The 22769-nt window shown below is 69.6% G+C and carries 19 protein-coding genes and 1 pseudogene; 13 read left to right on the top strand and 7 right to left on the bottom strand.

Features of this window, described 5'->3' with window-relative positions; all coding sequences use genetic code 11:
* Positions 1–160: 160 nt before the first annotated feature.
* Both ACSMFO_RS15905 and ACSMFO_RS15900 read right to left on the bottom strand, forming a co-directional pair.
* Complete coding sequence (locus ACSMFO_RS15905; protein ID WP_436459214.1) at positions 161–1039, bottom strand: helix-turn-helix domain-containing protein; 879 nt, start codon at positions 1037–1039, stop codon at positions 161–163.
* Positions 1040–1057: 18 nt separating this feature from the next.
* Positions 1058–2872 (bottom strand): glycoside hydrolase family 15 protein, encoded by a 1815-nt coding sequence (locus ACSMFO_RS15900; RefSeq protein WP_436459213.1) that lies wholly within the window; start codon positions 2870–2872, stop codon positions 1058–1060.
* 139 nt (positions 2873–3011) lie between these two features.
* Here ACSMFO_RS15900 and ACSMFO_RS15895 point away from each other — a divergent pair, with 139 nt between their 5' ends.
* Positions 3012–4319 carry an MFS transporter gene (locus ACSMFO_RS15895; RefSeq protein ID WP_436459277.1) on the top strand — a complete coding sequence of 436 codons (1308 nt, stop codon included), beginning with the start codon at positions 3012–3014 and terminating at the stop codon, positions 4317–4319.
* A gap of 87 nt (positions 4320–4406) precedes the next feature.
* Here ACSMFO_RS15895 and ACSMFO_RS15890 read toward each other — a convergent pair.
* Together ACSMFO_RS15890 and ACSMFO_RS15885 are read right to left on the bottom strand one after the other, a co-directional pair.
* Positions 4407–4646: pseudogene (locus ACSMFO_RS15890) on the bottom strand (ion channel); the annotation flags it as partial.
* Positions 4647–4972: 326 nt separating this feature from the next.
* Positions 4973–7582 carry a LuxR C-terminal-related transcriptional regulator gene (locus tag ACSMFO_RS15885; protein WP_436459211.1) on the bottom strand — a complete coding sequence of 870 codons (2610 nt, stop codon included), beginning with the start codon at positions 7580–7582 and terminating at the stop codon, positions 4973–4975.
* Between the two features lie 172 nt (positions 7583–7754).
* Between ACSMFO_RS15885 and ACSMFO_RS15880 the strand changes: the two genes are divergently transcribed.
* Positions 7755–8099 (top strand): hypothetical protein, encoded by a 345-nt coding sequence (locus ACSMFO_RS15880; RefSeq protein WP_378417826.1) that lies wholly within the window; start codon positions 7755–7757, stop codon positions 8097–8099.
* Positions 8096–8350 (top strand): hypothetical protein, encoded by a 255-nt coding sequence (locus ACSMFO_RS15875; protein ID WP_228694664.1) that lies wholly within the window; start codon positions 8096–8098, stop codon positions 8348–8350. Before ACSMFO_RS15880 ends, ACSMFO_RS15875 begins: the two co-directional genes overlap by 4 nt.
* 23 nt (positions 8351–8373) lie before the next feature.
* Here ACSMFO_RS15875 and ACSMFO_RS15870 read toward each other — a convergent pair whose 3' ends face one another.
* Entirely contained in the window at positions 8374–8880 is a 507-nt protein-coding gene (locus tag ACSMFO_RS15870; RefSeq protein WP_038518308.1) for a DUF1269 domain-containing protein, read from the bottom strand.
* A 200-nt stretch (positions 8881–9080) separates the two neighbouring features.
* Here ACSMFO_RS15870 and ACSMFO_RS15865 point away from each other — a divergent pair, with 200 nt between their 5' ends.
* Positions 9081–9542, top strand: coding sequence for a DUF7144 family membrane protein (locus tag ACSMFO_RS15865; protein ID WP_038518305.1), 462 nt, complete (start codon positions 9081–9083; stop codon positions 9540–9542).
* Positions 9543–9655: 113 nt separating this feature from the next.
* Positions 9656–12136 carry a LuxR C-terminal-related transcriptional regulator gene (locus ACSMFO_RS15860; RefSeq protein WP_436459208.1) on the top strand — a complete coding sequence of 827 codons (2481 nt, stop codon included), beginning with the start codon at positions 9656–9658 and terminating at the stop codon, positions 12134–12136.
* An 8-nt stretch (positions 12137–12144) separates the two neighbouring features.
* On the opposite strand, the gene ACSMFO_RS15855 is transcribed toward ACSMFO_RS15860, so the two are convergent.
* Positions 12145–13308: an AI-2E family transporter gene (locus ACSMFO_RS15855; protein ID WP_436459207.1), complete on the bottom strand. Its 1164-nt coding sequence runs from the start codon at positions 13306–13308 to the stop codon at positions 12145–12147.
* Positions 13309–13515: 207 nt separating this feature from the next.
* Here ACSMFO_RS15855 and ACSMFO_RS15850 point away from each other — a divergent pair, with 207 nt between their 5' ends.
* A complete protein-coding gene (locus ACSMFO_RS15850) occupies positions 13516–14868 on the top strand; it encodes a hypothetical protein (RefSeq protein ID WP_436459206.1) in 1353 nt (450 codons plus the stop codon).
* 323 nt (positions 14869–15191) lie between these two features.
* A complete protein-coding gene (locus ACSMFO_RS15845) occupies positions 15192–15656 on the top strand; it encodes a hypothetical protein (protein ID WP_436459204.1) in 465 nt (154 codons plus the stop codon).
* On the opposite strand, the gene ACSMFO_RS15840 is transcribed toward ACSMFO_RS15845, so the two are convergent.
* Positions 15577–16242: a TetR/AcrR family transcriptional regulator gene (locus tag ACSMFO_RS15840; protein ID WP_436459202.1), complete on the bottom strand. Its 666-nt coding sequence runs from the start codon at positions 16240–16242 to the stop codon at positions 15577–15579. The genes ACSMFO_RS15845 and ACSMFO_RS15840 overlap by 80 nt on opposite strands.
* Positions 16243–16310: 68 nt before the next feature.
* Between ACSMFO_RS15840 and ACSMFO_RS15835 the strand changes: the two genes are divergently transcribed.
* The 6 genes from ACSMFO_RS15835 to ACSMFO_RS15810 all read left to right on the top strand — a co-directional run bounded on the left by ACSMFO_RS15835 (position 16311) and on the right by ACSMFO_RS15810 (position 22741).
* Complete coding sequence (locus tag ACSMFO_RS15835) at positions 16311–17036, top strand: alpha/beta fold hydrolase (RefSeq protein ID WP_436459201.1); 726 nt, start codon at positions 16311–16313, stop codon at positions 17034–17036.
* Between the two features lie 121 nt (positions 17037–17157).
* Entirely contained in the window at positions 17158–18189 is a 1032-nt protein-coding gene (vanH, locus tag ACSMFO_RS15830) for a VanH-AOV family D-lactate dehydrogenase (RefSeq protein ID WP_073848014.1), read from the top strand.
* A gap of 1 nt (position 18190) precedes the next feature.
* Positions 18191–19237: a D-alanine--(R)-lactate ligase VanA-Ao2 gene (gene vanA-Ao2 / locus ACSMFO_RS15825; RefSeq protein ID WP_436459199.1), complete on the top strand. Its 1047-nt coding sequence runs from the start codon at positions 18191–18193 to the stop codon at positions 19235–19237.
* The gene (gene vanX / locus ACSMFO_RS15820) at positions 19227–19835 is read left to right on the top strand and encodes a D-Ala-D-Ala dipeptidase VanX (RefSeq protein WP_436459197.1); all 609 of its coding nucleotides are present in this window, start codon (positions 19227–19229) and stop codon (positions 19833–19835) included. The genes vanA-Ao2 and vanX overlap by 11 nt, the downstream gene beginning before the upstream one ends.
* A gap of 1140 nt (positions 19836–20975) precedes the next feature.
* The gene (locus tag ACSMFO_RS15815; RefSeq protein ID WP_436459195.1) at positions 20976–21773 is read left to right on the top strand and encodes a winged helix-turn-helix transcriptional regulator; all 798 of its coding nucleotides are present in this window, start codon (positions 20976–20978) and stop codon (positions 21771–21773) included.
* Between the two features lie 137 nt (positions 21774–21910).
* Entirely contained in the window at positions 21911–22741 is an 831-nt protein-coding gene (locus ACSMFO_RS15810) for a prephenate dehydrogenase (RefSeq protein ID WP_436459194.1), read from the top strand.
* Positions 22742–22769: the final 28 nt, after the last annotated feature.

The following is a 22769-nucleotide window of genomic DNA, read 5'->3' as shown; positions in this document are numbered from 1 at the left end:
GACTCTCTCCCAAGGGTGACCCGCACCACAGTTGGCGGGGCGGTCGCCGATGTTATGAACGTTATTGCGCGTAAGTCAACGCTTTCAGTCAACTTCAAGCGTCGGTCATGCACATATTGCGCGGAAAGTCCAAGCGTTGGTGTGGGGAAGTCCAAGGCGGTCAGTCGGGTACCAACGGCGGGTCGTCGGCCGGGGGAACGCGCGAACTCCAGCCGCCGGGGACGGCCTGGACGCGCGATTCGCGGAAGCGCGCGGGGGAGACGCCGGCCCGGCGGGTGAAGAGCCTGCTGAAGTAGGCGGCGTCCTCGTAACCGATCGCCTGCGCCACCTCCTGCACCGGCATCCGTGTGGTGGCGAGGAGTTCCTTGGCGCGGTTGAGGCGGAGGGTCAGCAGGTGATCCTTCAGCCCCGTCTCGGTGCTCCGGCGCACGGCGGTGCGGAGTTCGGGCAGGGTCATGCCGCGGCGGGCCGCGATCTCGGCGACGCTGAGCGGCAGCAGGGCGTCCTGCGCCAGCGCCTCCAGCAGAGCGCCGTCGTCGGGGGTGCTGTCGGCGGCCCGACGCAACGCCACCAGCAGATGATGCACGGCCGCCGAAGCGTCGACCTGGGCGAGCGGGCTGCCGCCGCGCGCGCAGCGCACGATCCGGCTCACGATGTCGCGCACGGCCTCGACGTCGCCCAGTGGCACCACCGGCGTCCCGGGCGTGACGTAACCGAGTTCGACATAGGCGTCCACGGCACTTCCGTCGAAGTCGACGAAGCATTCTTCCCAGCCGTGCGCGGGGTCGGGCGCGTAGTGGTGCCCGACCCCGGGGACGAGCCACAGCAGCGCGGGCGCGACGACCTCCTGCCGTTCCCCGCCCGTCACGGCGAACCACCCGCGCCCCTTGGACACCACCACGGCGACGTAGTGGTCGAGCACACGCGGCCCGACGGCGGGCAGGACGCCGTGCTGCAGCCCGACCCCGAGGCACACCAGGCCCAGCCGTCGGTGCACGGCGGACGGTGTGAAGTACCGCATCCAGGTCCGGTAACCCATCCCCGCATCTTCGCGCAATCAGCCCAAAGCGGCGTCGAGGGTGACCGCCGCGTCGATCAGCGCGAGGTGGGTGAAGGCCTGCGGGAAGTTGCCGAGCTGCTCGCCGCTGGGCGCGATCTCCTCGGCGTAGAGGCCGACGTGGTTGGCGTAGGTCAGCATCTTCTCGAACGCCGCCCGCGCCTCGTCCAGCCTGCTCGCCCGGGTCAGCGCGTCGACGTAAGCGAAGCTGCACAAGGAGAAAGTGCCTTCCGTGCCCGCCAGGCCGTCCGGGGACACGGCCGGGTCGTACCGGTGCACCAGGCTGTCGACGACCAGATCCTTCCCGATCGCGTCGAGCGTCGAGAGCCAGAGCGGATCCCGCGAAGGGAGGAAACCGGTGCGGGGCATCCGCAGCAGCGACGCGTCCAGTTCGTCCCCGGTGTAGTGCTGGACGAACGCCTGTCTCGTCCGGTGCCAGCCCTGGTTCAGGATCTGGTCGTAGATGCTGTCGCGCTGCCACGTCCAGTCCTCGACCGGGGCGGGACGGCCGTGCGTGCTCGCCATCCGGAGGCCGCGGTCGAAGGCGACCCAGCTCATCAACCGGCCGTAGGTGAAGGATCGGCGGCCGCCCCTGGTCTCCCAGATGCCCTCTTCCGGCTGGTCCCAGTGCTCGCCGAGCCAGTCGAGCGCCGCGCGGACCGCGGTCCACCCGCGATGGGGCAGTTCGAAACCCGCCCGGTCGGCGGCGTAGACGCTGTCCATCGCCTCGCCGTAGATGTCCAGCTGCAGCTGCCCGGCCGCGTCGTTGCCGATCCGGACCGGGCTCGACCCGCGATAGCCGGACCAGTGCGGGAGATCCTCCTCGCGGAGATCCGTCGCGCCGTCGACGCGGTAGAGCACGGCCAACGGCCCGCCGTCCCCGTTGCCGCCTTCGCGGATCCGGTCGCCCAGCCAGCCGCCGAAGCGGGCGGCCTCTTCGGCGAAACCGAGCGCCAGCAGCGCGGAGACCGAGAACGACGCGTCCCGCACCCAGGTGTAGCGGTAGTCCCAGTTCCGTTCCCCGCCGAGTTCCTCCGGCAGCCCGAGGGTCGGCGCGGCGACGAGACCGCCGGTCGGCCGGTAGGTGAGCAGCTTCAGGGTGATCGCCGAGCGGGTCACGATCTCGCGCCAGCGGCCGCGGTAGGTGGAGCGGGCCAGCCACGAACGCCACCAGCCCACCGTGCCGTCGAACAGGGCGGTGAACTCGCGGAGCCGGATCTCCCGCGGCGGTTCCGCGGTGTCGGTCTCGAGGACGACGCCCCGGACCTGACCCGCCGTGAGACTCAGCCGCAGGTGCGCGTCGCCGCCTTCGAGCCGCGTCTCGGCCAGGTGCTCGTCGCCGGGTTCGCGGACCGGGTGCAACGTCAGCGACAGTTCGCTCGACACGAAGACGACGCCGTGCCCGAACGGGATCGCCTCGTGCTGACGACGGCCGTAGTCGAATCGCGGCGCGACCACCATGTCGAAGGTGATGCTGCCCCGGACGCAGCGCACGAGACGGGCGATCCGGTGCCGCGCGGTCGCGGCGCCGTCACACGGGGGCATGAAGTCGACCACCTCGCCGATCCCGTCCGAGCCGGAGAACCGGGTGATCAGGACCGCGGTGTCCGGGTAGTACATCTGCCTGCTCGTATGCGGCCCGCTCGGCCGGACCCGGAACCGGCCGCCGCGTTCGTCGTCGAGCAGCGCGCCGAAGACCGACGGCGCGTCGAAACGCGGGCTGCAGAACCAGTCGATCGACCCGTCGGTGGTGACCAGCGCGGCGGTCTGCAGATCGCCGATCAGGCCGTGGTCGGCGATCGCGGTTTCGGGCATGGCGCCTCCTCGGGCATCGGGTGCGGTCGGTGATCACCGTCGTCCGGACGGGTGGGCGCCGCCTCATCCGCCCGGGGTGAGGTGGCCAGGTGGTGGCCACGACACCGTGGGCGGCAACCCCGACCGGAAGGCCACGCCGATGCTCGTGCCGCCCTTGGCCCTCGCCCAGTTCGTCGCCAGTTACGCGGCGACGACGATGACCGTGGCCGTGAGCGTGCTCGCCGCCGACCTCGGCACCACGGTGCTCGGCGTCCAGACGGCGATCACGTTGTTCACCCTCACCATGGCGACGCTGATGGTGCCCGGCGGCAAACTGACCGACGTCCTGGGGCGCAAGCGGTGTTTCGTCGCCGGCCTCGCCGTCTACGGCGCGGGCGCGCTGCTCGCCTCGGCCGCGCACGGGCCGGTGGCGCTGGTGCTGGGGTATTCCCTGCTGCAGGGCATCGGGTCGGCGCTGATGATCCCGCCGATCTACATCCTGGTGACCGTCGCCAGTCCCGACGTCGAGACCAGGGCGCGCCGGTTCGGCGTGGTCTCCGGCGCGGGCGCGCTCGGCGCCGCCGCCGGTCCGCTCCTCGGCGGGCTGATCACGACGTGGCTGGGCTGGCGGTCCTCGTTCCTCCTCCAGGTGCTGATCGTCGGTGTGATCGTCCTGCTGGCGCTGCGGATCGCGGAGCCGCCGGAAACCCCCGCCCGCACCCCGTTCGACGTCGGCGGTGCGGTGCTTTCGGCGGCGGGCCTGTTCTTCGTCGTGGCCGGTGTGCTGCGTCCGGCTTGGCTCCTCATCGGACTCGGCGCCGCGATCCTTGTCGCGTTCCACTTCCACATCCGCGCACGGGAACGGGGCGGCCGCGAACCGCTGGTGTCCCCCGCGCTCTTCCGCGACCGCGTCACCCGGCTCGGCCTGATCACCCAGCACGTGCAATGGCTGATCCTGCAGGGCTCGTTCTTCGTGATCGCCGTTTTCCTGCAGCAGGCCCGCGGGTACGACGCCGTCGAAACCGGGCTGACGCTGACACCCGCCACGATCGGCATCCTCGCCGCTTCGGCGGCCGCGGGACGGATGGCCCGGCGGCACGCGCAACGCCGTCTGATCCGCGGTGGTTTCGTGCTCGCCATCGCCGGGCTGTTGCTCGTGCTCCTGCTGGTGCGGGCGGATTCAGGGGTGGCGAGTGCCGTTCCGGGGCTGTTCCTGCTCGGTGCCGGGGTCGGGATCATGCTGACGGCGTCGGTGAACCTGGTCCAGTCGCGAAGCCCGGACGCGGCCCAGGGCGACATCTCGGGGGTCTCGCGCGGTGTGTCCAACCTGGGTTCTTCGGTGGGGACGGCGCTCGCGGGTTCCGTGCTGGCCGGGGCGGCAGGCCACGGCTTCGCCTGGGCACTCGCGACGATGACCGCGGCCGGGGTGATCGGCCTGATCGCCGCGGTGCTGCTGCCCGCGCGATAGGTCCACTGTGGACGAACGCCGGTGCCGCACGGCGGTCACGATCACCCGCAGGGCGATGCTCAGCACCAGCAGGTTCGCCACCATCTGGATCATCACGAGGATCCGCGCCGTCGCCGAAACCGGCGCGATGTCCCCGAAACCGACCGTCGTGAACATGGTGACCGTGAAGTACAGGGCGTCGGTTCGCGTCAGCTCCGTGCCGAACGAGCCGGGCCGGTCCTGCCCGAGCACGTAGTAGACGTCGGCGAACAGGAGCAGGAACAGCGGCACGACCAAGGCCAGCGCCTGGATCCCCTGCAGCGCGGGGAACGGCGAGCGCAGGATCATCCGCACCTCGCCGACGATGACCAGCACCACGATCGCGAGGCCGCCGGCGAAGGCGGCCACGGTCCAGGGACGCAGCCCTTGGTCGACGGGGAGCAGGTAGTACAGGCACAGCAACGCGGTGACGGTGAGCAGCGGCCGCAGCACCGCGAGATGGACGAACCGCCAAACCGCCCGCGTGGTGTCGGTCGTACGCGCCAAGGCCGTGGTCTCCTCACGTCGGGTTCGAATTCCGTTCAGGGGTAAGGCGGAACGGCGTTGCGAAAGCCACTTTCGCAACCTTCTACGTTGCGAAAGTGGCTTTCGCGACACGGGATCGCGAGTGGCCGTCAGCGCGGGAGATCGATGCCCTCGGTGTCCAGCAGGCCGCGCCGGAGCGCGATCGCCACGGCGTCACGTCTGCTGCGGACGTCGAGTTTCGCGTAGATGCCGCGGACGTGGGTTTTGACCGTGTTCGGCGAAACCGTCAGATCCTGGGCGATCTCGTCGATCGAGCGCTGGGTCGGCAGCAGGCGCAGGACATTGCGTTCCCGTTCGGTCAGCGGCGCCGGCATCGGCGGAGTGCGCGATTCGCGGCGCCGGGCGAGCACCTGGCAGGCGAACCGCTCACCGGCGCCGAGTTTGCCCAGCCGCGCGGTCAGGAACGCGATGACGTCGGAAGGGGCGAACACGAACGGAAACCGGACGTCGCCGGGTTCGGCGGCGCGCAGGGCGTCGTCCAGCGACCGCACGGCCCGTTCCGGCGCACCGGCCGCGAGCGCCGCCCGCACGCCGATCAGCGACGCCTCGATCCCCGACCACGGCAACAACATCGGCGCGCCGTCCTCCGACAGCGAGCGCAGCACGGCACTCGCCGCGCCCTGCCTGCCGAGCCGCAGCTGGGTACGGGCCCGCATCAGCAGCAGTTCGCCCGAACCGGCGATGATCGGCTGGGCCCAGCGGAAGGCCTCCCGTGCCTGATCGGCCGCGCCGAGCCGCAGGGCCGCCCGGTGTTCCAGCACCGCGCACCACGCCGCGTGTTCGGCGGAGAAACTCCGCCCGGTGCCTAGCCGGGTGCGGGCGCGGCGCATCCTCCGCAGTCCCGAGTGCCACCCGCCGAGCTCGAATTCCGCCGCGCCGCGCAGGGTTTCGGCGATCAGGCCCAGATTCGCGGCCGCGCGGGCAGGCGCGTCACCGAGCATCCGGCCGATCTGTTTCGCGTGTTCGACGCATTCGGCGGCCTCGCCGCGCAGCAAGGAGCCGTAAGCGAGTTGCGCGGACACCTGGGCGCCTTCGAGCGAGCGATGCGGGTCGTGTGCCGCGTGCCGGGCCTGCACCCGCCGGGCGAGCGCCTCCATTTCGCGGTAATCGCCGTCCGATCCGGCCAGTCCGCTCAGCGTGACAAGGCATTGCGTGGCCAGGAAATGGTGACGCGCGTCCCCGGCGGACTCGGCGACGCGGGCCAGTGCCGCCCGTGCGGGGGCACGATCGCGGCGTGCGGTCAGCACACCCACCCGGTGCAGGGTCGCCAGCCCGCTGAGCCCGGTGTCCGCCGCGAGATGCTCGTCGACCTGTTCCGCCGCGCGGACGGCCTGCGCCGGGCCGCGATCGACCTGGGCCAGCCGGGATCGCACCAGTTGCCGCAACACGGTCAGCTCCGCCTCCGGTTCGGCGGGCCAGGCCGCGTCCGCGCAGCTCAGCTGCGACTCGGCCGACGTCGGTTCACCCCGTTCCAGATACAGCGCGGCCGAGACCAGCGCGAGCAGGGGAGAGGCCACGGCCCGCCGTTCACCGAGGACGGCGAGCGCGAGCCGCAGGACGTTGTGCTCACCATTGAGGAACAGCGGCACGGCGTGGCGGCGCGAAAGTTCGCCGACGCGGGTGGTGTTCCCCGAGCGGACGCTGTGCAGCAATGCGGCGGCGGCCTGGTCGTGTTCGGCGAACCAGCGCGCCGCGGCCGCGTGCAGGGATCTCGTCCGGTCCGGATCCCGGCGCAGCAACTCGGCCCGAAGGTAGGTGCGCAGCAGGGGCGGGACCCGGTGGCGCGGCGGGGTTCCGCCGGTGTGGACCACGCGCGCGGGTTCACCGAGTTCCCGCAGCAGCGCCTCCGCGTCCGGCCGGTCCGTCAACGCGGCCGCCAGCCCCACCGGGATCTCGTCGCAGATGCTGATCGCGCGCAACAGATCCCGGTGGACGGCGGACAGGGGAGCGAGTACCTCGTCGGTCAGGTAGTCGAGCACCGCCCGGTCCCGTCCGGCGAAGAAGTCGGCGAGATTTCCTTGACGTGCCGCCGAAGCGGCGGCGAGGCGCAGTCCGGCTGGCCAGCCGCCCGTCCTGCTCACGAGCAGCCCCACCTGATGGGGCGGGATGCCCGGCCCGATCGCCGAGATGAGGGCGTCGGCCTCCTCCGGCGAGAAGCGCAACCGGTCCACGCCCACTTCGACGAGTCCTCCCGCCACCCGGGCGCGCACCAGCGGCAGCGGTGGCTCCAGACGGCTCGAGACCACCAGCCGCAGCCCCGACGGCTGATGGCGCAGGAGCGCACGCACCCCGCGCCAGGTGCCGGGATGGGTGATCTCCTGCGCGTCGTCGAGGACGAGCAGGACGGGTTCGTCCACCGTGTCCAGCGCGTCGGCGATCGTGGCCAGGAAGGCGAGATCCGTGCCGGGGGATTCGGGGACCGCCAGCGAGCGCAGAGGATTCCCCGCCGGGATCCGGGCACAGCCGCACAGTGCTTCGAGGACCGCAGACCAGAAGAGCCGCTCGTCGTCGTCTTCCGCGTCGGCGGACACCCACGCCACCGCGCCGCGACGGCGGGCCGCCCATTCGGCGAGCAGCACCGTCTTGCCGAGACCCGCGGGCGCCCCGACGAACACCAACGCGTGTTCTCCCGCTTCGTCGAGAGCGGTGAGCAAACGCGGCCGGGAAACGAGATCCGGGGGCGGATCGGGGATGGTCACCTTTGTCCTCGGGACCCGTCTTCGCGGCGGAATATGCTGATCCTGCATCATGCGCCAGCCTCCTTCGCGGCCAGTTTCACATCGTCGGAGCGGATCCTGCCAGGCAATTCGCCGGTCTCACCCGTGCTGGGCGAGGAAAAGGGCGAGCGCACCCAGAATCGTGTGCCGCGTGATGGCCCGTGGAGATTGCCGGAGAAAAGGGAATGGCCGGAAACGGCCGACGTCGGTATTCGTCGCGACACAGTTCTTCTGGATCGGTCCCGCCGAGTTCGCGGTACTCGACCTTCTGGGGACCGGCCGGGTCGGACCCGAGACGGGGTTCTTCTCGCTCGCCGTCCTGCTCGCCGCCCTGACCTCGGTGACCTCGATCCGGCTCGCCGCGCGGGCCGGTCTCGACCTGTTCGCGAGGCTGCTCTTCCTGCCGTGGCACACCTGGTCTTCGATCATGGCGGCGGTCGACCTGGCGGTACTCGTCGCGGCCTGGTACCTGGCCGGGCGCGGAAAGGGGAACCGATGAGCCCGTTGGCCGGAATGAATTACGTCTTCCGGGGCAGTGGCCGAATCCCCGAACAGGCGAACCGGGCGGTAGACGATTTCCGGGGAATGTGCGTGGTCCCGATCGGCGGCGAGCTGATCGTCTTCGGCACGGTGACCGAGCAAAGAAGCGTTTCGCGCATTCTGTGCGCACTCGAAGCACTCGGGATGCGCGTGGACTCCGTGCACCGGGTCCGTGAACTGCCGTCGCGGGTTTTCCCGATCGCGCGGTGAATCGGGAAAACCCGCGGCCGGGATCAGAGCCGTTCGGGGAGGGCGAACTCGCCGAACGCGGCACGCAACCGCGCCTCTTCCTCGTCGGTGAGATTCGTGGTGACCAAGGCGGCGCCGGTCTCCTTGAACGGCTCGGCCACCCGGTCGAGCACGGCACCGTCCGCCATCACGAACAACGCGGACGTGCCGGGCGTGACCTTGGCCCGCACCGCGGCGATGAAGTCGTCGTCGATGCCGACGCGGGAAAGCGAGCCGGTCAGTGCCCCGATCGCCGCGCCGACGGCCATTCCCAGCAGCGGCACCAGGAAGATCAGGCCGAACAGCAGTCCCCAGAACCCGCCGCCGAGCGCGCCGGCGCCGGTCAGCGAACCGAGATCCTTGGTCTTCGGCTTCTTCCTGCCCTCGGGCCAGGTGACATAGGCCGCGTCGGCGATCTTGATGAGCTGTTGTTTCTGCAACCGTTCGAGCAGCGCGAGCGCGTTCTCCGCGCCGTCCGCGGTGGGAAAGGCCCATACGGTCAGCGAACTCATGGTGCGTCCTCCTCGGTCGGGATCGGTGCTCGGAGGCCGCACTGTGCTCCGGGCGGCGGCACTCCCGCATCGCCCGGGCCGGATGAGGCGGACCGGCGGGGACACGGCCCTGATCTCACCTGGCGCGGGGGAGGCCGCCGTCACGGTGGACGCACCATGATCGCCCGGGTCCGCAGCCCCCGCTTCCGAAAAGAGGGACCATGAGCGAAAGAGCGCATCACTGGACCACCACGGCGGACACCGGCCCGCCGTCCTCGCCGGAGCACGCCGCGAGGGCGTCGCGGCGATCGGGCTGGGTCTGGTTCGCCGCGTCGATCACCATCATGGCCGGCCTGTTCACCGCGGTGGAGGGGCTGGTCGCGCTGTTCGAACAGAACTACTACCTGCTCGGCCCGTCGGGGCTGCTCGTCTTCGATCTCGGCGCCTGGGGCTGGATCCACCTGATCGTCGGGGTCCTCGCCGTGTTCGCGGGGAGCGCGTTGTTCACCGGGGCGCCGTGGGCCCGCGTCGTCACCGTCCTGCTCGCCGGGTTCAACGCGTTGGCGCAGCTGGTGTTCCTGTCCGCGTACCCGATCTGGGGCGTGGTCGTCATCGCCCTCGACGTCCTGGTGATCTGGGCCGTGCTCGTGCACGGGGACGAGACCTCGGACGAGCTCTGGTGACCCGCTGACCAGTACAGTCGTGGCCTCGCCGGGGTCGCGATCCTTCGGACGATCGAGAGGTTGACTTGCCCGCTCGAACGACATCGCGGTCCTGGCGGATCCCTTCGGCCAAGGTGACGGTGCCGCGGGTGCCGGGGATCTTCGTCCCGCGCGCCCGGCTCACGGCCCTGTTCGGCCGTGCCGGAACCCGGCCGGTGACCGTGCTCCGGGCGCCCGCCGGTTCCGGCAAGACCACCGCATTGGCCTGCTGGGCCCGCGATCGGCGGGACGTGGCCTGGGTGTCGCTGGACGACGACGACAACGACGAGCGCCGTCTGTGGTCGGCCGTCCTCCTCTCGCTGCGCCGGAACCTCGGCCTCCCGGAGTTCCGGCTCGGGCCACCGTCACCCGGACGGCGCACCGAGTTCCTCGCCGATCTCGGTGACGTGTTCACCGGGCTGCGTGAACCGGTGTGGCTCGTCCTGGACGACGTCCAGGAGATCTCCCGTCCGGAGCCGGTGGAAGCGCTCGCCGCGCTGGCCCGGCACCAGCCGCCGATGCTGCGGCTGGTGCTGGCCACCCGCGTCGAGCCGAAACTGCGGCTGGCCCGCCTGGCGGTCGAAGGCGCGCTTTCCCGGCTCGGCGCCGCCGAACTCCGCTTCAGCGTGGAGGAAACGGCGCACCTGCTTCGCTCCACCGGGGCCACGGTGGGCGAGGACCGGGTCCGCGAACTGACCGAGCGCACCGCGGGATGGGCCGCCGCGCTCGGCTGGGCCGCGGTCTCGGTGCGCGAGGCCGAGGACGCGGACGGGCTCGTCGCGGCCGTCGGGGGCGACGAGCTCGCCGTGGCCCGGTTCTTCGCCGACGAGGTGCTCTCGCGGTTGCCGTCCGCGACGTCGGATCTGCTGCTGTGCGTCAGTGTCTGCGACAACGTGAGCGCGGCGCTCGCGGCGCGGCTGACCGGTTCGCCGGATGCCGGGGTGACCCTGGACGAACTCGAGCGCGAGACCGGATTGGTCGTGCGCACGCCGGCCGACACCTACCGGCTTCCCGCCCCGCTGCGGGGTTTCCTGCAGGCGGAGCTGGCGCGCCGGTCCCCGGCGCGGGCACGGCGGCTGCAGGGGATCGCCGCCCGCTGGTACGCAGGGGAAGGGCGGTTCGGGGAAGCGCTGACGCACGCCGTCGCGGGCCGGGATCGTCAGGGCGCCTTGCGCCTGGCGCGTGACCACGCGGTGCGCCAGGTACTGGCAGGCGACGGGAAACTCGTCCGGGGCGCGCTCGCCTATCTGGGTGAAGGGGCGTTGAGCGCGAGCCCCCGGCTCCGGCTGGCGTCCGCGCTGGAACACGTCCAGCGCGGGGAGTTCACCGCCGCCGCCACCGATCTCGGTGACGACGGACTGCGACGGCTGGCCGCGCCCCATCTCGCGCTGGTGACCGGGAACGGGCCGCCCGAAAGCACGGTGACGCGGTCGCCGGAGTCGATCGCGTGGGACAAGGTCGACCTGGTCTGGCGGGCACTGCACCGGGGCGCCCGGCGGCACGCCGTCGCCCGTGCCGAGGCCGCGCTGCGCCTCGCTCACGGGGAACGGCTCGAACATCTCGTCCTGCACAGCAGACTCGCGCTCGCCGTCGCGACGGGATTGCTCGGTGACCACACGGCGATGCGGCGCGCGTGCATCGGCGCGCTCGCCGTCGCCCGGCGGCACGGCTGGTGCCGCTCGCCGGGGGTCGCCGAATGCCATCTGATGCTCGCCTACGACGATCTGATGCGCTTCGAACCGGTGGCGGCCGCGGGCGAGCTGACCAGGGCCCCGCGGGCGGAGGTGCCCGTATCCGCACCGGTTCTGGGGCCGCTGCGGGGTTTCTTCGAGGGCATGGTCCGCTTCGACGGCGGCGACCGGACGGCGGGCTCGCAGGCCATGCGGGCGGCCCGGCGGCGGCTTGCGGATCTCGAACTGCCCCGCGAGATCATCGGGATGTGCACGGTCGTCGAGCACCACGCGGCGCTCGTGGTGGGCGAGGGCCTGCACGCGGCCGAGGTGTTCGCCTGGGCGCAGCAGAGCTTGTCCGGCACCGCCGAACTGGCCCTGCTCCAGATCCGGGCCCACCTCGCCGTCGAGGAGACCGACCTCGCCGAAAAGGTCCTGCGCGCCACCGAATCCGCTCCCGCGTTGCTGCCGGCCACCCCGGTGGACACCCGCCTGGCCGAGACCGCGCTCGCGTTGCGTTCCCACCGGCGGACCCTGGCGCTGCAGGCGCTCGACCGCGCGCTCACCCTCGCGCGGCCGCAACGGCTGATCCGCCCGTTCGCGCTCGCCGAACCGCGCGTCAGGAACCTGCTGATCGACCATTCCGGTGGTTTCGGCTCACTGGACCGCTTCGCGCAGACGGTCCGCGGGCGTCTCGTGCCGAACACCCCGCCCAGTGAGCTGACCGATCGCGAGCAGGTGGTGCTGCGGCGGCTGCCGTCCCAGCGTTCGCTCGACGAGATCGCGTCGGATCTGACGGTGTCGGTCAACACGGTGAAGACCCACGTCCGGTCGATCTACGGCAAGCTCGGGGTGAACAACCGCCGGTCGGCCGTGGTGGTCGCGCGCCACCACGGCCTGACCTGAGCGGATGGTCAGCCCTTCCGGCGATCCGGCGAGCACAGCAGCGCCTCGGCCCAGCGCGCCCGCGGATCGACGTCGATGAGCAGCGCCTTGGCCAGCAGCGTCGCCGGCACGGCGAGGACGGCGCCGAGCGGCCCGAGCAGCCAGGTCCAGAACACCAGCGCGAGTACGGTGACCAAAGTGGACAGACCGACCGACTCGGCGACGAACCGGGGCTGGATCAGCGACTGCACCACGAAGTTCAGCAGGACGTACACGGCGATGGTCACGAGCATGGCGCGCCAGCCGCCGTCGAGGAGCGCGATGAGCGCGGGCGGGGCCACCCCGATCACGAAACCCACGTTGGGCACGTAGTTGGTGACGAAGGACAGCAGCCCCCACAGCACGGCCGCCGGGATGCCGAGCAGGGCGAGCGCGATCGTGTCGAGTATCGCCACCGCCCCGCCGAACACCGTCGTCACCACCAGGTACCGCCTCGTGCCGAAGGCGAACCGCCGCAACGCCGCGCCCACCCACGGCCGATCGCGCGAGATCCGGCCGAGCCGTTGCCCGGCCCATGCCGATTCGGTGCTCAGGAAGAGCATCAAGGCGAGCAGGAAGGCCAGGTTCGTGACCAGGCCGCCGACGCCGGCGAGGAGGGATCCGGCGAACCCGATCAGCTTGCCCGTGTCCATAGTGGACAGAATTTCGCGCAGTTGTGGTTCGCCGACCCCGAACCGGCCGAGGAACGCCGTTCCGTCACGGAGGAGTTCGTCGGCCTGTCCGGCGTAGCGGGGGAGCAGGGCGGAAAGCTGCGCGAGGGAGACCACGACCACCAGGAAGAGCGCGAGCAACGCGGCGTAGACGGTGACGACCAGGACGGCGACCGTGAGCCAGCGTGGGAAACCCTTGCCGCGCAACCAGGTCCGCACCGGGTCGAGGGTGATCACGATGACGAGGGCGAGGAACACGGGCCCGGCCAGCCAGGCGACGGCGCTCAGCCCGGCCAGCACGACGACCGCGGCGGCGGATCCCAGAAGCACCACCAGTGCGCGGGGAAACGGGGTGCCGGTGGCGGGAGGTGGCGCCGGAATCGGGGGCGGCCGTTTCGTGAGGCTCCGGGTTTTCCGTCGCCCGCCGGTTTTCCGGCGGCGGAACCGGTACGCGGAGAATTCGTCGAACGATATTCGCACCATGCGGCACCTTCCGGGAGGCGGATCGGTGTTCCACGGTGGCAGATCGCCGGTATCCGAAGATCACCCGGCGCGGGCGAAAAGCGCGTCCCGGGCCGCCCTTTCGGGCGCGCTCCGGTGCCTGCACGATCATCGGAAGTTCCGGTATACGTGGAAGGGAGGGCGCCGCCGGGGAGGACGGCATGGCGCTTCAAGCAAGGGGGAATACCGATGTTCGACGCGCGTCTCGTCGCTGATCAAGTCAGCCCGCTCGCCAAGCCGAAGATCAGAATTCTGTTCTACACCGATTTCGTCGGCTTCTCGGGGAACGGCGGCTTCTCCTTGGGAATCATCCGTGATCTCCTTTTGGGGAATCAGCCTTTCTTCGCCGAGTTCGAGATCGATTTGATCAACCGGCACGAAGGCGGGCACGCCGCCAACAAACTCACTTCCGAAGTGCTCGGCCGCTACGAGCAGGTGTGGTTCTTCGGCATCCTGCAGTCCAACATGCCGGGGGAGCCGGAAAACGAACTCGTGGACGCGGAGGTCGCCGCGCTGCGGACGTGGATGGACGCCGGCGGTGGCGTGCTCATCTGCGGCGACCACTCGAATCCGCGTCCGCCGGGAGCGGATCCGTCGCTGCCCGACTACCTGAACCTGGGGCGGGCACTGGGGCACCGGGTCCCGCGCGCGGGTGAGCTGCGGGTGTGGAACGACCGGCCCGACGCCAGTATCGAGTTCAGTCACAACACCCACCAGCCGGATCCGTGGGGCAGTGACATCAACAATCCGATTCCGAACGATCTCGACCCGTACCCGCAGGAGCTGATCCTGCGGAAGCGGTTCGGCAGGCCGCACGTGCTGTTCCAGGGACGGCGGGGTCCGATCACGATCTTCCCGGACCACATGCACGAGGGGCAGCTGGTCGTCCCGGCGCAATTCCCGGCGGATGTCTGGCCGTCCGGCCGTTCGGGGCAGCCGAAGCCCGAAATCGTCGCGCAGGGCACCGACAAGCGCAACGGCCAGGTCTACGGCGTGTCCTGTGTGTACGACGGCGCGGCCGCCGGCGTCGGGCGAATCGTCGCCGACGCCACTTGGCACCATTATTTCGACATCAACCTGTGGGGTTTCGAAAAGGGCGGCGAAGTGCTCGACCGCCTCACCGAGTACTACGTGAACCTCACGCTGTGGTTGGCGCCGAAGCCGGTCAAGCTGGAAGTGAACGCGCAGCTGCTGTACTGGCTTTCGCACAACATGAGCGTCCGCGCGGTGCTGCCGGAGGGTTTCCGGGTGCCGGGGGGCACCGCGGCGGGCCTGGTCCGCGAAGTCGGCGGGCAATGCGTGCTCGACGACCTCGTCTGGCCGCTGGAAGGGGCGCCGGGGGTCCCCGAAGAACTGCTGCTCGGCGCCGTCGTCAAGGAATCCGTCGCGGCGCTGAGCGGAGGGGACGTCGAGACGTTCGACGCCGTGGACGTCGTCGAGCGGGGCCTGCGGGCCGGGGCCGAGGAGTACGCCGCCGAGCTGCGAGCAGCGCTCGACGACGTCGAAGGCCTGGGGGAACGGCTGGCGCAGGGCATTCGCTGACGCGCTTTTGCTCGCTGAAGTACGTGAAGGCCCCCTTCCTGTACCTAGGCGCAAGGATGGGGGCCTTCATGTACCTGGGGAAGGTGTGAAGGTCGAGTTTTCTCGGCTGAGCCGAGGAAAGGAGGCCTTCACGGACTTATGCGTGTGTCCCCAATGTGGCATCGGAGACGCTCAGTGTCCCCAATGCCACATTGGGGACACACGCCCGCCGGAACGAAGTCCCTCAAGTGGGCCTTCACGGACCCGGCCGGTCATACGATCGAGGCATGAGGCCCGTCTCCCGGCGTTCCGCGGGTATCCCCCGGGAAACGGAGGAGGCAACGATGCCCGACAACGAACTCCCGGGTTTCCTGATCATCGGCCTGATCTTCGTCGTCGCGGACGGCCAGGTCCTGTACCGCGGCGCCCGCCGCTTCCTGACCGCGCCGGACGCCCGCGAGGGAAGCGGATCGGTGGCCTGGATGGTGGTGACGGTCTTCCATCTGGCGGCGATCGGGATGCTGGCGCTGCTGGTGGTCGTGGCTCCGGACTGGTCCGGTTCGACGGCCGCGTTCGTCGGCAGGCTGGGTGTGTTCCTGCTGCTCGTGGCCGTGGCCCACGTGCTCACCCTGTCCGTGCTCGCCCGGCGGCGCGAGGACGACGTGGCGGTCGGCACGCGGCGGCGGAAGAGCGCGGACGATGACGCCGAACCCGTGCCGGAGCCGACGGTCACCCCGGTGCCGGGGCAGGAGGGCCGGACGCCTCGGGTGAGCCCGGATCTCGGGGACCAGGGGCCGTATCGGGCCTGAGCCCGAGCGCCGAATGAAGCTGACGCGCCCACCAGCGTACTTGCGCGGACGAATCGTCGGCAGCGGTCCCGGTGAGCCCGGCGCTGCGCCGGAAATCGCTTCCGTACAGGGGCTCCGTGGCCATCGCCTGGTGCAGGGCGGCGACGGCGAGCCGCGTGTCGTCGAGTGAGCCGCCGGGGGGCCGGAGCCGGTGGAGGGCGTCGACGACCGGGTCGAGCATCCCGCTGCCCGGGTCGCGCCAGCCCGCCGCGTGCAGCGCCACCGCGAGCTCGCCGTAGCCGTCGCGGTACAGCGTGTGCAGGGCTTCGACGAATTCGAGCAGGTCGGCGTCGTGATCCAGCCAGCTGGTGAGCAGGTCCTGAAGCGCGTCCCGGAGGCGGCGGCCGCCGTGCCGGAGGAGTTCGGCGAGCAGCTTTTCGCGGTTGCCGAAGTGATGGGCGACGCCGGCGTCGGTCATGCCGACCCGCGCGGCCACGGCGCGCATCTGGACGGCGACGACGCCGGACTCGCCGAGCAGGGAAGCGGCCGCGTCGAGGATCAGCCGCCGGGCCTCTTCGGGCGCCCGTCGTGCGCGGGAAGTCGTCACGGGCGGATCGTACCTTGATGGGCCAAGGTATCTGCGTTACCTTGACGATCCAAGGTAAGGGGGATGTCATGCGTACCGAAATCAGCCTCGACCTGGGCGAGGTCACCCTGCGGGGCACGGTGACCGGAGCCGGCCCGACGGTCCTGCTGCTCCACGCGGGCGGGGAGCGCCGCGAGGTCTGGACGCCGGTCGCCGCGGTGCTGGCCCGGAACGGCTTCCGGTCGGTGGCCTTCGACCTGCGCGGGCACGGCGACAGCTCCGGCCGGGCGACCACGCTCCGGGCGCTGGCCGACGACGTGGCCGGGATGATCGCGAGCCAGCCCGCGCCGGTCGTCCTGGTGGGCGCCTCGGTCGGTGGCCTGGCCGCCATCGCGGCGCTCGCGGATCCCGCCGTCGCGGCGCGCGCGTCCGGGCTCGTGCTCGTCGACGTCGTGCCCGACCTGGAGCCGGGCAGGGCGCGTTCGTGGCTCGATTTCCATGGGCTCACCGGCCGCTACACCCGCCTGGTGGACGACGTCCTCGGCTCGGGTCCCGCCCTGCTCGCCACGGCCGGGGTCGTGGATCTGCCCATCCTGGTGGTGCACGGCGGTCAGGGATCGCCGCTGCGCGACGCCGATGTCGGCCGCCTGCGCGAAGCAGGCCGGCGGGTCACCGTCGTCCGCGTGCCGTCGGCGGGTCACCTTGTGGCCAGGGACGCACCGGAACACCTCGCGGACCTCGTGTCCGGATGGCTTTGTGGCATCGGTCACGGGGCGGTTTCGGCGTCCGGGGGAGGCGGGCAAGATCTGCGGTAGAGCTGTGCGGCGCAGGTGAGCGACAACGACGTGCACTCGGCGCTACCAGTTGGTAACTTATTGTCGGGGCATCGAAAACCCCATAAGAAGCGGCAACAACGCGCTGCCTACAATGTCGGGCATGACCCACAGCGAACCAGCGCGATCAGCTGCCCCCCGCACCGGATCGCCGGCGTCCGCCTCCTCCTCGGCCGTCTTGGCGAGGGGAATCACGATTTATGGTTGCGGATCGGACGAGGCCGCCTTGTTCCGGGAGATGGCTCCTCGTTTCGGCGTGATTCCGACCATTGTGGACGAGCCGGTATCCGAGGCCAATATCGGGCTGGTCTCCGGAAATCGGTGCATCAGTATCGGTCACAAGACCAAGGTCACGAACTCCATTCTTCTCGAACTCGGCAAAGCGGGTGTCGAATACATCTCCACCCGGAGCATCGGCTTCAACCACATCGATGTGGACTACGCGGCGAGCGTCGGTATCACCGTGGGCAATGTCGCCTACTCGCCCGACAGCGTGGCCGATTTCACGCTGATGCTGATGCTGATGGCGGTGCGCGACGCCAAGTCCATCGTCCGCCGCACCGAGGTGCACGACTACCGGCTGAACGAGGTGCGCGGGAAAGAGCTGCGCGATCTGACCGTCGGCGTGGTCGGAACAGGGCGGATCGGGGTCGCGGTGCTGGACCGGCTGCGTGGTTTCGGCTGCCGGGTGCTGGCCTACGACACGCTGCTGACCGCGTCGGCCGATTACGTTCCGCTCGACGAATTGCTCCAGCAGAGCGACATCGTGACGCTCCATGTGCCGCTCAATACGGACACATATCATCTCCTCGACCGCGAGAACATCGAGCGGATGAAGGACGGCGCGTACATCATCAACACCGGACGTGGCCCGCTCATCGAAACCGAAGCCCTCATTTCGGCACTGGAAGACGGAAAACTGGGCGGAGCGGCATTGGACGTCGTCGAAGGAGAGGAAGGGATCTTCTACGCCGACTGCCGGAACAAGCCGCTCGAGAGCGAGACGTTGCTGCGGCTGGAAAAGCTGCCGAACGTGCTCATCAGTCCGCATACCGCCTATTACACGGACCACGCACTGAGTGACACTGTTGAAAACTCCATCATCAATTGTCTCCAATTCGAAAGCGGGAAGTAGTATGGGTAGGCTGAAAATCGGAATTCTGTTCGGCGGGCTTTCCGAAGAACATCCTATCTCCATCAAATCTGCGCGTGAGGTCCAGAAGAACCTCGATCTCGAGAAGTACGAGCCGTACTACATCGGGATCACCCGGAGCGGCTCCTGGATGCTGTGCGACGGGCCCGCCGAGGACTGGGAGAACGGGAACGTCCGCCCGGCCGTCCTGTCGCCGGACCGCGGGGTGCACGGTCTGCTCGTCCTGGACGAGGGCAAGTACGAGACGATCGCCCTCGACGTGGTGCTGCCGGTGCTGCACGGCAAGTTCGGTGAAGACGGCGCGATGCAGGGCCTGCTGGAGATCTCCGGCGTCCCCTACGTCGGCTGCGACCTCCCGAGCTCGGTCATGTGCATCGACAAGTCCCTCACGTACTCCGTCGTCAACGGTGCCGGTATCGCGACGCCGACCTTCCACATCGTCACGCCGGACAAGGACGTCGACGCGGACGAGCTGAACTACCCGGTCTTCGTGAAGCCCGCCCGCTCCGGCTCGTCGTTCGGCGTCAGCAAGGTCTCCTCGAAGGAAGAGCTGCCCGCCGCGCTGGCGGAGGCGCGCCAGTACGACGCGAAGATCCTGATCGAAGAGGCCGTCATCGGCAGCGAGATCGGCTGCTCGATCCTGGGCGACGGCGAGGACCTGTTCGCGGGCGAGGTCGACCGGGTCGCGCTGACCCACGGCTTCTTCAAGATCCACCAGGAGGAGAGCCCCGAGACCGGTTCCGAGAACTCCAGCTTCATCGTCCCCGCGGACATCCCGGACTCTTCGCGCGACCTCGTGCAGCAGACGGCCAAGGTCATCTACCGCGCGCTGGGTTGCAGCGGGCTCGCGCGGGTGGACCTGTTCCTCAAGGAGGACGGCAGTGTCGTGCTCAACGAGGTCAACACCCTGCCCGGCCTGACCTCGTACAGCCGTTACCCGCGGATGATGAACGCCGCCGGCCTCTCGCTCGGCGACGTGATCGACCGCCTGGTGACGCTGACGCTGGCGGACGTGACGAATGAGGGATGATTTCGTCTTCGTCGACGAGGTCGTCTCCGGAATCCGCTGGGACGCCAAGTACGCCACGTGGGACAACTTCACCGGCAAGCCGGTGGACGGCTACCTGGTGAACCGCGTCGTCGGCACGCGTGCGTTCTGCGCGGCGCTGGAAAAGGCGCGGGACAAGGCCGCGGAGCTCGGCTTCGGCCTGCTCCTTTGGGACGTGTACCGCCCGCAGCGCGCCGTGGACCGGTTCATGCGCTGGGCGGAAGAGCCCGAGGACGGCCGGAAGAAGGCCAGGCACTACCCGAACATCGAGCGACCCCAGATGTTCGAACAGGGCTATGTGGCCACCAAGTCCGGGCACAGCCGGGGCAGCACGGTGGACCTGACGCTCTATCGCCTGGTCACCGGTGAGCTCGCCGACATGGGCGGCGACCACGACCTGATGGACGTCGTCTCGCACCACGGTGCCGACGGTGTGCCGGAAGAGGCCGCGAAGAACCGCGCGCACCTCTGCGCGGTCATGGAGGGCTCGGGCTTCAGTTCGTACGAGTGCGAGTGGTGGCACTACACCCTGAAGGACGAGCCTCACCCGGACACCTATTTCGATTTCCCCATCGAGTAGACGGGCGCGCGTGAAGGCCCCGTTCCCTCGGCTCAGCCGAGGCAACGGGGCCTTCACGTTTTCCGGGTGTATCCGTCCAACCGGTCGCGAACACCATTTCATCCCATGAATTGCCGGGGGTGCCACGACGTCGTGGATGGCCTGGGGCTGACCGCTTTACATCATGCCTGCCTTCACTTTGCTCCCGGCGTTCCACGCCGACCAGACCGTGGGAAGCGGACTCGGCCGTTCGTGTGAACAAGTGTCGAAGAACGGAACGTGAACCGACGGGGGCGGTGATCCTCCGAGTAGAAGGCAAGCCGCGCGAACGGCCTAAGGGAGCCTGCGAACAGCCCAATCCGGAGTGCCCGGACAAGCGTGTACGCGGGTGCTTTACTTATGTTCGCCAATCGAGTCAATACCGCATGCGGAGTTTCGGATATTGATCTTGTGGACTCCCTTCACTACGAAAATCACACTGTTCGTCAATTGCCGACATGGATTGTTCATGCCATGCTGCACATGTGCGCATCAGCTGGGGCTGACATGGTGTGCGCGCTTTACTGGGGACAGGGGGGACGCGTCGGGTGACTCGCGACCACGAGGCAGACCAAAGACTTCACTCGCCGAACCTCTGAACCGGAACCATAAGATCGGACATGTCCGAGACCTCGCACTGAAGCGGGCAGCCGTTCCGTCAGTGTTCGTCTCGCAGATCGCCGTCGGGGCGATGGGAGGATGCCGTTCAGCTTCGGTAGTTCGTCGGAATACGCGCCGAACGGTCAACTGGGAGACCGTTGTGGCGGGCCGCTCGCACGCGGCTCCGCCCGTCGGCGCTTGAGGGATCCTCACCGTCGAGGGCATCCCGTCCAACGGCCGAGGCCGGCATCGGACGGGTTCATGGTGTCCAACCGCCGAAGCCGAGCAGTTGGACGGTGGGGTTTCGTGGCGTGTCCAAATAGTTGATGAATCAACAGATTCAATGGGGGCTAGGTGGATCCGACGAGAGTTGACTTGTCCGCTCTCCCTGTCGTCGAAATCGAGCTGTCGAGACTGTCTTCTGCCTGTTCGCCGCGGACTTCGGGCGAGGATCCAGAGCACGTCGAGACACTGTTGTCGGCGGAGTGGGAGCTTCCGCCCATTCTCGTTCACCGCCCGACGATGCAGGTGGTCGATGGCCTGCACCGGCTGAAGGCGGCACGAGTCAGGGGCGATACGAAAATTTCCGCGAGGTTCATCGACGGCGCCGAGTCCGACGCCTTCGTCCTCGCGGTGGAAGCGAACATCCGGCACGGGTTGCCGCTTTCGCTCGCGGATCGGAAACGGGCGGCCGTCCAGATCATCGGGACGCATCCGCAGTGGTCCGACCGGCGGGTGGCCTCGGCGACCGGCATTTCCGCCGGCACGGTGGCGGACCTGCGCAAACGTGGCGGCGAAGGCGGAAGCGGCGCCAGGATCGGGCGGGACGGGCGGATCCGTCCAGTGGACAGTTCGGAGCGGCGGAAGCTCGCCGCCGACCTGATCCGCAATGATCCCGGCTTGTCGCTCCGTCAGGTCGCCAAGCAGGTCGGCATCTCCCCGGAGACGGTGCGGGACGTGCGCGGCAGGCTGGAGCGTGGTGAGAGCCCGACCCCGGACGGGACCAGGAGACTGCGGACCAAGCCGGATCCGTTGAGCCTCACCGAAACCGACCTCGGTCATTCGCTGGACCGGGAACGGCTCACCGTCCTGGAGCGGCTCAAGGCCGACCCGGCGCTGCGGCTGAGCGAGGTCGGCCGGATCCTGTTGCGCATGCTCGCCATGCACTCCATGGACGGGCAGGAATGGGAACGGATCCTGCACGGTGTCCCGCCGCATCTGTACGGCGTGGTCGCCGGTTTCGCCAGGGATCACGCCCGGGTCTGGGCGGGGTTCGCGGATCATCTGGAGAACCGGGCGACCGATCTGGCCGCACGATGAGCGCGGACGGCATCGGGTAGGCACGGACGGGGCGAAGGGGACTTTTCCGCTTCACGCGGTGAAAGTCCCCTTTTCTCTTGCGCGGTGCCCAGGCCCCGTCGCTCGACATCACCGGGTGGGCGGCCTAAGAAGTAGCTGTGACCATCGAGAAGGCGCTTGTCGTCGGCACCGGCCTGATCGGCACTTCGGCCGCGTTGTCCCTTCGGGAAAAGGGTGTGGCGGTTCATCTCTCCGACATCGACGCGCAAGCCGTCCGGGTGGCGCGGGAGCTCGGCGCCGGGCGCGAATGGACCGGCGAGGAAGTGGACCTGGCGGTGATCGCGGTCCCGCCGCAGCTCGTGGGGGAGCGGCTGGCCGAACTCCAGAAGCGGGGCGCGGCGCGGGCGTACACCGACGTGGCCAGCGTCAAGGTCGATCCGATCGCCGACGCGGAGCGCCTCGGCTGCGACATGACCTCTTACGTACCAGGGCATCCGCTCGCCGGCCGGGAGCGGTCCGGTCCGGCGGCGGCGCGGGCGGGGTTGTTCGCCGGCCGCCCTTGGGCGCTGTGCCCCGGCCCCGGAACCGGGGCGGAGGCACTGCGGCTGACCCGCGAACTGGTGGCGCTGTGCGGTGCGGAGGTCGTCACCGTCGGCGCCGCCGAGCACGACTCGGCGGTGGCGCTGGTGTCGCACGCCCCGCACGTCGCCGCCTCGGCGGTGGCGGCGAGCCTGGCGAGCGGCGACGACGTCGCCCTGAGCCTCGCCGGGCAGGGGTTACGGGACGTCACGCGGATCGCGGCCGGAAATCCTTTGCTGTGGCGGAGGATTCTCTCCGGCAACGCGGTTCCGGTGGCGGCGGTGCTCGACCGCATCGCGGCCGACCTCGCCGCGGCGGCCACCGCGCTGCGGGCCGGTGACCTGGACGATCTGACGGAACTGCTGCGCCGGGGCGTGGACGGCCACGGCCGGATCCCGGCCATCGGGTAGCAAGTCATCGTGATTCAGTACCGCCCAT

The organism is Amycolatopsis sp. w19 (assembly GCF_051373225.1).
GTDB classification, from domain to species: Bacteria; Actinomycetota; Actinomycetes; order Mycobacteriales; family Pseudonocardiaceae; genus Amycolatopsis; species Amycolatopsis japonica.
This window is presented reverse-complemented; position numbering and strand designations above follow the sequence as displayed.

Excerpts from the sequence above, each read along its gene's own strand:
- ACSMFO_RS15855 (WP_436459207.1), bottom strand. The coding sequence starts at position 13,308 with ATGGTGCGAATATCGTTCGACGAATTCTCCGCGTACCGGTTCCGCCGC.
- ACSMFO_RS15895 (WP_436459277.1), top strand. The coding sequence starts at position 3,012 with ATGCTCGTGCCGCCCTTGGCCCTCGCCCAGTTCGTCGCCAGTTACGCG.
- ACSMFO_RS15900 (WP_436459213.1), bottom strand. The coding sequence starts at position 2,872 with ATGCCCGAAACCGCGATCGCCGACCACGGCCTGATCGGCGATCTGCAG.
- ACSMFO_RS15870 (WP_038518308.1), bottom strand. The coding sequence starts at position 8,880 with ATGAGTTCGCTGACCGTATGGGCCTTTCCCACCGCGGACGGCGCGGAG.
- ACSMFO_RS15880 (WP_378417826.1), top strand. The coding sequence starts at position 7,755 with ATGGCCCGTGGAGATTGCCGGAGAAAAGGGAATGGCCGGAAACGGCCG.
- vanA-Ao2 (WP_436459199.1), top strand. The coding sequence starts at position 18,191 with ATGGGTAGGCTGAAAATCGGAATTCTGTTCGGCGGGCTTTCCGAAGAA.
- vanH (WP_073848014.1), top strand. The coding sequence starts at position 17,158 with ATGACCCACAGCGAACCAGCGCGATCAGCTGCCCCCCGCACCGGATCG.
- ACSMFO_RS15835 (WP_436459201.1), top strand. The coding sequence starts at position 16,311 with ATGCGTACCGAAATCAGCCTCGACCTGGGCGAGGTCACCCTGCGGGGC.
- vanX (WP_436459197.1), top strand. The coding sequence starts at position 19,227 with ATGAGGGATGATTTCGTCTTCGTCGACGAGGTCGTCTCCGGAATCCGC.
- ACSMFO_RS15850 (WP_436459206.1), top strand. The coding sequence starts at position 13,516 with ATGTTCGACGCGCGTCTCGTCGCTGATCAAGTCAGCCCGCTCGCCAAG.
- ACSMFO_RS15905 (WP_436459214.1), bottom strand. The coding sequence starts at position 1,039 with ATGGGTTACCGGACCTGGATGCGGTACTTCACACCGTCCGCCGTGCAC.
- ACSMFO_RS15845 (WP_436459204.1), top strand. The coding sequence starts at position 15,192 with ATGCCCGACAACGAACTCCCGGGTTTCCTGATCATCGGCCTGATCTTC.
- ACSMFO_RS15875 (WP_228694664.1), top strand. The coding sequence starts at position 8,096 with ATGAGCCCGTTGGCCGGAATGAATTACGTCTTCCGGGGCAGTGGCCGA.
- ACSMFO_RS15865 (WP_038518305.1), top strand. The coding sequence starts at position 9,081 with ATGAGCGAAAGAGCGCATCACTGGACCACCACGGCGGACACCGGCCCG.
- ACSMFO_RS15815 (WP_436459195.1), top strand. The coding sequence starts at position 20,976 with ATGCAGGTGGTCGATGGCCTGCACCGGCTGAAGGCGGCACGAGTCAGG.